The sequence below is a fragment of the Pseudonocardia sp. NPDC049154 genome (assembly GCF_040648315.1).
In the GTDB taxonomy this organism is placed as follows: domain Bacteria; phylum Actinomycetota; class Actinomycetes; order Mycobacteriales; family Pseudonocardiaceae; genus Pseudonocardia.
Genome location: NZ_JBEZDN010000214.1, coordinates 1 through 6727, shown reverse-complemented (window position 1 = coordinate 6727; position 6727 = coordinate 1). Strand labels below are relative to the sequence as shown.

At 73.9% G+C, this 6727-nt stretch carries 5 protein-coding genes; all 5 read right to left on the bottom strand.

The annotated features are described in order from the left end of the window. Positions 1-58 precede the first annotated feature (58 nt). A complete protein-coding gene (locus AB0B41_RS42190) occupies positions 59-1672 on the bottom strand; it encodes a cation acetate symporter (RefSeq protein ID WP_358212737.1) in 1614 nt (537 codons plus the stop codon). Then, positions 1669-2004 carry a DUF485 domain-containing protein gene (locus AB0B41_RS42185; RefSeq protein ID WP_358212736.1) on the bottom strand — a complete coding sequence of 112 codons (336 nt, stop codon included), beginning with the start codon at positions 2002-2004 and terminating at the stop codon, positions 1669-1671. Before AB0B41_RS42185 ends, AB0B41_RS42190 begins: the two co-directional genes overlap by 4 nt. Before the next feature lie 140 nt (positions 2005-2144). Beyond that, complete coding sequence (locus tag AB0B41_RS42180) at positions 2145-3923, bottom strand: cation acetate symporter (RefSeq protein WP_358212734.1); 1779 nt, start codon at positions 3921-3923, stop codon at positions 2145-2147. Next, positions 3920-5647 (bottom strand): cation acetate symporter, encoded by a 1728-nt coding sequence (locus AB0B41_RS42175; RefSeq protein WP_358212732.1) that lies wholly within the window; start codon positions 5645-5647, stop codon positions 3920-3922. The genes AB0B41_RS42180 and AB0B41_RS42175 overlap by 4 nt, the downstream gene beginning before the upstream one ends. Before the next feature lie 45 nt (positions 5648-5692). Next, positions 5693-6577 (bottom strand): hypothetical protein, encoded by an 885-nt coding sequence (locus AB0B41_RS42170; protein ID WP_358212730.1) that lies wholly within the window; start codon positions 6575-6577, stop codon positions 5693-5695. Positions 6578-6727: the final 150 nt, after the last annotated feature.

Genomic DNA, 6727 nt, shown 5'->3' with positions numbered 1-6727 from the left:
CGGCGCTCTCGCTCACTACATGTGAGCGAGAGCGCCGTTCGTCCGGAGAGAGGGTGGCTCAGGCGTCGACGGTCGCCTTCTCCGACCCGGCGCCGGTGAGCGAGCGGACCTCCATCTCGGCGTACTTCTCCGAGTCGAACGGCTCGCGCCGGCCCGCGAACGTGCCGACCACGCCGAGCAGGAACGACACCGGGATGGAGACGATGCCCGGGTTCGACAGCGGGAACCACGCGAAGTCCGCGCTCTTGATCATTGCGGTCTCGCTGCCGGAGACGGCCGGCGAGAACACGATGAGCACGAGGCAGACGGCGAGGCCGCCGTAGATGCTCCAGAGCGCGCCCATGGTGTTGAACCGCTTCCAGAACAGCGAGTACAGGATCGTCGGCAGGTTCGCCGAGGCGGCCACGGCGAACGCCAGCGCCACGAGGAAGGCGACGTTCTGGCCGTTGGCCAGGATGCCGCCCGCGATCGCGACGATGCCGATGAGCAACGCGGTGCGCCGCGCGACCTTCACCTCGGCGCCCGGCGAGGTCTGCCCCTTCTTGATCACGTTGGCGTAGACGTCGTGCGCGAACGAGGCCGACGCCGTGATCGTCAGCCCGGCGACGACCGCGAGGATCGTGGCGAAGGCGATCGCGGAGATCAGCCCGAGCAGGACCTCCCCGCCGAGCTCGAAGGCCAGCAGCGGCGCGGCCGAGTTGACCCCGCCCGGCGCCTTGGTGATCACGTCCGGGCCGACGAGCGCGGCCGCGCCGTAGCCCAGGACCAGCGTGAACAGGTAGAACACGCCGATCAGCCAGATCGCCCACACCACGGACTTGCGGGCCTCCTTGGCCGTCGGGACCGTGTAGAAGCGCATCAGGATGTGCGGCAGGCCGGCGGTGCCGAGCACCAGCGCGATGCCGAGCGAGATGAAGTCGATCTTGTTCTTGTACTGCAGACCGGGCGCCAGGAGGGCCTCGCCCTTCGACGACTTCTCCACCGCCCCGCCGAGCAGGGCCGAGAAGTTCAGCCCGTACTTCCCGAGCACCCAGAAGGTCATCACGAACGCGCCCACCACCAACAGCGCGGCCTTGATGATCTGCACGTACGTCGTGCCCTTCATGCCGCCGACCAGCACGTACGCGATCATGACCAGACCGACGACCGCGATGACGACCGACTGCCCGAGCTTGTCCGAGTTCGGGATCTGCAGCAGCAGCGCGATCAGCCCGCCCGCGCCCGCCATCTGCGCGATCAGGTAGAAGAACGACACGACCAGCGTCGACGTGGCCGCGGCGGCGCGGACCGGGCGCTGGCGCATCCGGAAGCTCAGGACGTCGCCCATCGTGAACTTGCCGGTGTTGCGCAGCAGCTCCGCGACCAGCAGCAGCGCCACCAGCCAGGCGACGAGGAAGCCGATCGAGTACAGGAAGCCGTCGTAGCCGTAGACCGCGATGGCCCCCGCGATGCCGAGGAACGACGCGGCCGACAGGTAGTCGCCGGAGATCGCGATCCCGTTCTGCGAGCCGCTGAAGGAGCGGCCGGCGGCGTAGTAGTCCGACGCGGTGCGGTTGCTCCGGCTGGCCCGGTACACCACCACCAGCGTGAGCAGCACGAACACCGCGAAGATGCCGATGTTGAGGCCGACGTTGCCGACCACGCCCTGGGCCTGGGCGAGCTGCACCGTCACCCCTCCCCCTCGATCTCGTGGCGCAGGCGCTCGGCGGCCGGGTCCAGCGTCCGGTCGGCGAACCGCACGTACAGCGTCGTGATCAGGAACGTCGAGACGAACTGCAGCAGGCCGATCAGCAGGCCGACGGTGAAGTTGCCGGCCAGCCTGGTCGCCATGAAGGCGGGCGCGTACGACGCCAGCAGGACGTAGACGAGGTACCAGATCAGGAAGAGCGCGCTCATCGGGAAGACGAACCGGCGCAGCCGGCGCCGCAGGTCCCCGAACTCGGGGGTCGCCTGGACCTGCTGGTAGATCGTCCCGCCGGCGCGTCGTTCCCCGGTGGTGCTCATGAGAAGTCCTTCCGTGCGTGTCCGGCGCCCTCCTCCGGCGCCGGAGCCACTACAGGGCGAACGACTCGGGACGCCGATCGAGACGGTTCCGTGGCGAAACCGTCCGTGTCACGGTGACGACGGAGCGTGAACGGCGGACGTCAGGCGGACGGCCGGCGCACGTTCTCGACGGGCTCTCGGAAGAGGCCGAGCCGTTCGGGCGCGTGCAGCCGCAGCAGCAGGGCGTCCGTGTTGGCCGGGCGGTGCTTCCGGGTGGCGAGGCTGACGACGATCATCACCAGGAAGGCCAGGGGCACCGTGACGATCGCCGGCCGGTAGAGCAGGACGCCGAGCCAGCCGCTACCCCCGACACCGGCCAGGCTCACCGCCACCGCGCCGGCCGAGAGCACCCCGCCGGCGAGCAGCCCGGAGATCGCGCCGCGCGCGGTGAGCCCCCGCCACCAGATGCCCAGCACCAGCAGCGGGCAGAAGGTCGACGCGGCCACCGCGAACGCCAGCGCGACGGTCTCGGCGAAGTCCAGCCGGGTCACGCCGAGGGTGAGCGCCAGCGGCGCCGCGCCGGCCAGCACCGTCGAGATCCGCAGCTCGGTCATCCGCCGGTCGGCCGCCGCCGAGCGACCGCGCAGCACGTCCGTGGACAGCACCCCGGCCAGGCTGACCAGCAGCCCCGACGCCGTGGACAGGAACGCCGCCCACGCCCCGGCCGCGACCACCCCGGCGAGGATCGCCCCGGCGAGCCCGCTGCCGAGCACCGCCTCGGGCAGCAGCAGCACCGCGGCGTCCGTGGGGCCGGCGACGAGCAGCTGCGGGGTGTAGAAGCGCGACAGGGCGCCGATCAGGGTGACCAGCAGGTAGAACCCGCCGAGCAGGGCCAGCACGATCACCGCGCTGCGGCGCGCCGCCCGGCCGTCCGGGTTGGTGTAGAAGCGGCCGAGGACGTGCGGCAGTCCCATCGTGCCGAGGAAGGTCGCCACGATCAGCGAGTAGATGGCCAGCAGCTGGTAGGGCCCGTCACCGGCCAGCGGGGTGAGCCAGCGGGCGTCCGTGGTCGGCCGGCCCGCCGTCGTCGGCACCGGCGAGCCCGCCGGGAAGACCAGCTCCGACCCGGCGGTCACCTCGTGCCGGGTACCGGTCTGCCAGGTGAGCACGGTGCCGGGCGGCACCGGGGCGCCGTCGATCTCGCCGCCCGCCGGGCCCACCTCCACCCGGGTCGGCGCACCCGTGTCGAGCTGCACGTCCGTCTCGACGGTGACGGTGGTCCGCTCGCGGAAGTCCGGCGCCTGCGGCCGGTCGAAGGTGTGCCCGCTGTTCAGGAAGAACATCAACGCCACCACGGCCGGCACGGCGAGCGCGGTGAGCTTGAGCCAGTACTGGAAGGCCTGCACGAAGGTCACCGAGCGCATCCCGCCGAACACCACGGTGAGCACCACGATCACCCCGGCCGCGACCGTGCCGATCCACTGCGGCAGCCCGGTGACGACCTCGACGGTCAACCCGGCGCCCTGCAGCTGCGGCAGGAGATAGAGCCAGCCGATGACCAGCACGAACACGCTGCAGAGCCGGCGCAGGGACGCCGAGCGCAGACGCAGCTCGGCGAAGTCCGGCACCGTGTACGCGCCGGAGCGGCGCAGCGGCGCGGCCACGAACAGCAGCAGCGACAGGTAGCCCGCGGTGTACCCGACGGGGTACCAGAGCGCGTCGACGCCGTCGCGGAGCACGAGCCCCGCCACCCCGAGGAAGGAGGCCGCGGACAGGTACTCCCCGGAGATCGCCCCGGCGTTGGCCGCCGGCCGGACCGTGCGCGACGCGACCAGGAAGTCCGACGTCCGGCGGGTCCGGTGGCCGATCATGCCGATGACCGTCGAGGCCACCGCGACCAGCAGGATCGCGGTGAGCGCAGCGACGGCCGTCGCGCTCACGAGGGTTCCCGGCTCAACCGGTCGCGGGACAGGCCGAGGCGTTCGGGGGCGTGCAGCTGCAGCAGGGTCCGCTCGGCGTCGATCGGCACGTCGCGGCGGGTCGCCCGGCTGACCACGACCATGGTGAGGAAGGCCAGCGGCACGGCGACGGCGGCGGGTCGCAGCAGCAGCACGCCCACGGTGCCCTCCGGCACGGTCCCGGCCAGCGCGAACCCGACCCCGACGGCGGACAGCACCCCGCCGACGAGGATGCCGGCGGTCGCGCCGGCGGGGGTGAGCCCGCGCCACCAGACGCCGAGCACGAGCAGCGGGCAGAAGGTGGCGGCGGAGACCGCGAAGACGAGCGGCACGGTCAGCGCCAGGTCCAGCCGCGTGACGAGCAGGGCAGGCGCCACCGGCACGATCGCCGACAGCAGCGCGGCGAGCCGGAAGTCCCGCAGCCTCCCCTTCAACACGTCCGTGAACAGTACGCCGGCCAGGCTCACGACCAGGCCCGACGACGTCGACAGGAACGCCGCCGCGGCCCCGGCGGACACGAGGCCGCCGAGCAGCCAGCCCGCCCAGCCGTCGCCCAGCGCGGCGGTCGGGACGAGCAGGACCGCGCCGTCCGTGCGTCCGTCGACCAGCAGCTGCGGGGTGAACGCCCGCGACAGCAGGCCCATGAGCGTGACCAGCACGAACACCCCGCCGATCATGGCCAGCACGACGACGGTGGTGCGGCGGGCGGCCCGGCCGTCCGGGTTCGTGTAGAAGCGGACCAGCACGTGCGGCAGGCCCATCGTGCCGGCGATGCCGGCGACCAGGATCGAGTAGATCTCGAGCAGGTTCAGCGGGCCGGACCGCGGCTCCAGCCACTCCCGGTCCGTCGCGGGCGTGCCCGCCGGGACGGGAACGCCGGTGCCGGCCGCGAAGCGCAGCTCGGTGCCGGCCTCCACGCTGTGCACGCCGGGCTGCCAGACCAGCGGGCCGTCGACGGGCGCGCCGTCGACCTCGCCGCGGGCGTCGAGGGGGGTGGGCGCGACGACCTCGAGGTTCACCGGCGTGCGGACGTCGATCGTGGTGGCCTCGGGGAACTGCGGCGCGGCGGGCCGGTCGAGCTCGCGGTCGCCCCCGACGAACAGCGCGAGCGCGACGAGCGCGGGCACGGTGAGCGCGGTGAGCTTGAGCCAGTACTGGAAGGCCTGCACGAAGGTGATCGAGCGCATGCCGCCGGCCACCACGCACAGCACCACCAGCACGCCCGCACCGAGCACGCCGACCCACGAGGGCAGCGAGGTCAGGGTGGTGAGCGAGAGCCCCGCACCCTGCAGCTGCGGCAGCAGGTAGAGCCAGCCGATCAGCAGCACGAGCGCGGTGCACAGCCGGCGCAGCCGCGGCGAGTGCAGCCGGGCCTCCGCGAAGTCCGGGATCGTGTAGGCGCCGGAGCGGCGCAGCGGGGCGGCCACGAACAGCAGCAGCGCCAGGTACCCCGCGCAGAAGGCGATCGGGTACCAGAGCGCGGTCGCGCCCTCGCGGAGTACCAGGCCGGCGACCCCGAGGAAGGTCGCGGCGGAGAGGTACTCGCCGGAGATCGCCGCGGCGTTGGGGACGGCGCCGACGGTGCGGGAGGCGACGAGGAAGTCCGAGGTGCTGCGGGCGACGCGCACGCCCAGCGACCCGATGACGACGGACGCCACGCCGACGAGGGCGATGGCGACCAGCGCGATGACGGACGGGGTGGGCAACGGGGGAGCTCTCTGTGGGGATCCGGCGCGGGGGAACTGGCGGGGTCAGTCCTGGACGTGGTCGGCGAAGTTCTGCTCGACCCGCTCGGCGGCCTTCGTGTGCCACCAACCCAGGGCCAGGAGGAACGGGTAGACCAGCACGCCGAGGAGCAGCCAGGGCAGCCGCAGCCCCAGCACCTCGAGCCGGCCGAGCTCGGGGTAGAAGGCGAACAGCGCGGGCAGCAGGCCGAGCACCAGCAGCGCGAGGCCGCCGATGCGCAGCGCGACCGCGAGCTGGCCGCCGATGAGGTTCGTGCGCAGCAGCTCGCCGACGGCGGTGCCCTCCTGCACGTCGACCACCGTGCGGACGGTGCGGGCGACGCCCTTGCGCTCGGACAGCACCACGCGGACGCGGCGCGGCGCGCCCTCGGCCTGCTCCTCCTCGACGGGCCGGAACCGGGCGCCGACGGGGCGGCCGGGGCCGGTGTCGCCGGTGGGCGCGGTGGGGGCCACGGCGGGCGAGGGAGCGCCGGCGGTGCGGGCGGAGAGCGGGAGCCGGCTCGCGGGGTCGACGGCCTGCGTGGCGTCGGCCGTTCCGTGCGGCGCGGTCTCGAACGGCGGCTCGGGCTGCCCGGGGTGTTCGGGCTGCCCGGGGTGCTCTGCGGGTGGGACCGGCGGGATGACGCCGACGTCCGTGCGTTCGGCGTCGGGGTCCGGCACCGGGCGCGGGAGCCCGGGGTGGGTGCCCGGCGGGGCCACCGGCGCGACCGGGGGCGGCGCGGGCATCGCGCGGGAGGGCGGCTCGGGGGTGAACTCGCCGGTGAAGGCCTGGGGGTACTGGTCCGCGGACGGGGGCCGGACGATCGGCGGCAGCCCGCCCAGGGAGTCCGGCGCGAGCGCGGGGCGGCCCGCCCGGGACAGCGGGCTGCCGGGGGCGCCGCTCTGCCGCATCCCGCCGGGGCCTCCCGGCGGGCCCTGCGGGGGGGGTGGGGGGCCCCCCCGGCCGGCGGGGGTTGGCGCCCGGGGGGGGCGTCCCCCCGGGCCGCGGGGGGGGGCGGGGGCCCCCGCGCACCCCCCCGGCCCGTACCGCGAGGCGTTGAC

What these genes read in the sequence shown, in the direction of transcription:
- AB0B41_RS42170 (WP_358212730.1), bottom strand. Translation starts at nt 6,577, where the DNA reads ATGCGGCAGAGCGGCGCCCCCGGCAGCCCGCTGTCCCGGGCGGGCCGC.
- AB0B41_RS42185 (WP_358212736.1), bottom strand. Translation starts at nt 2,004, where the DNA reads ATGAGCACCACCGGGGAACGACGCGCCGGCGGGACGATCTACCAGCAG.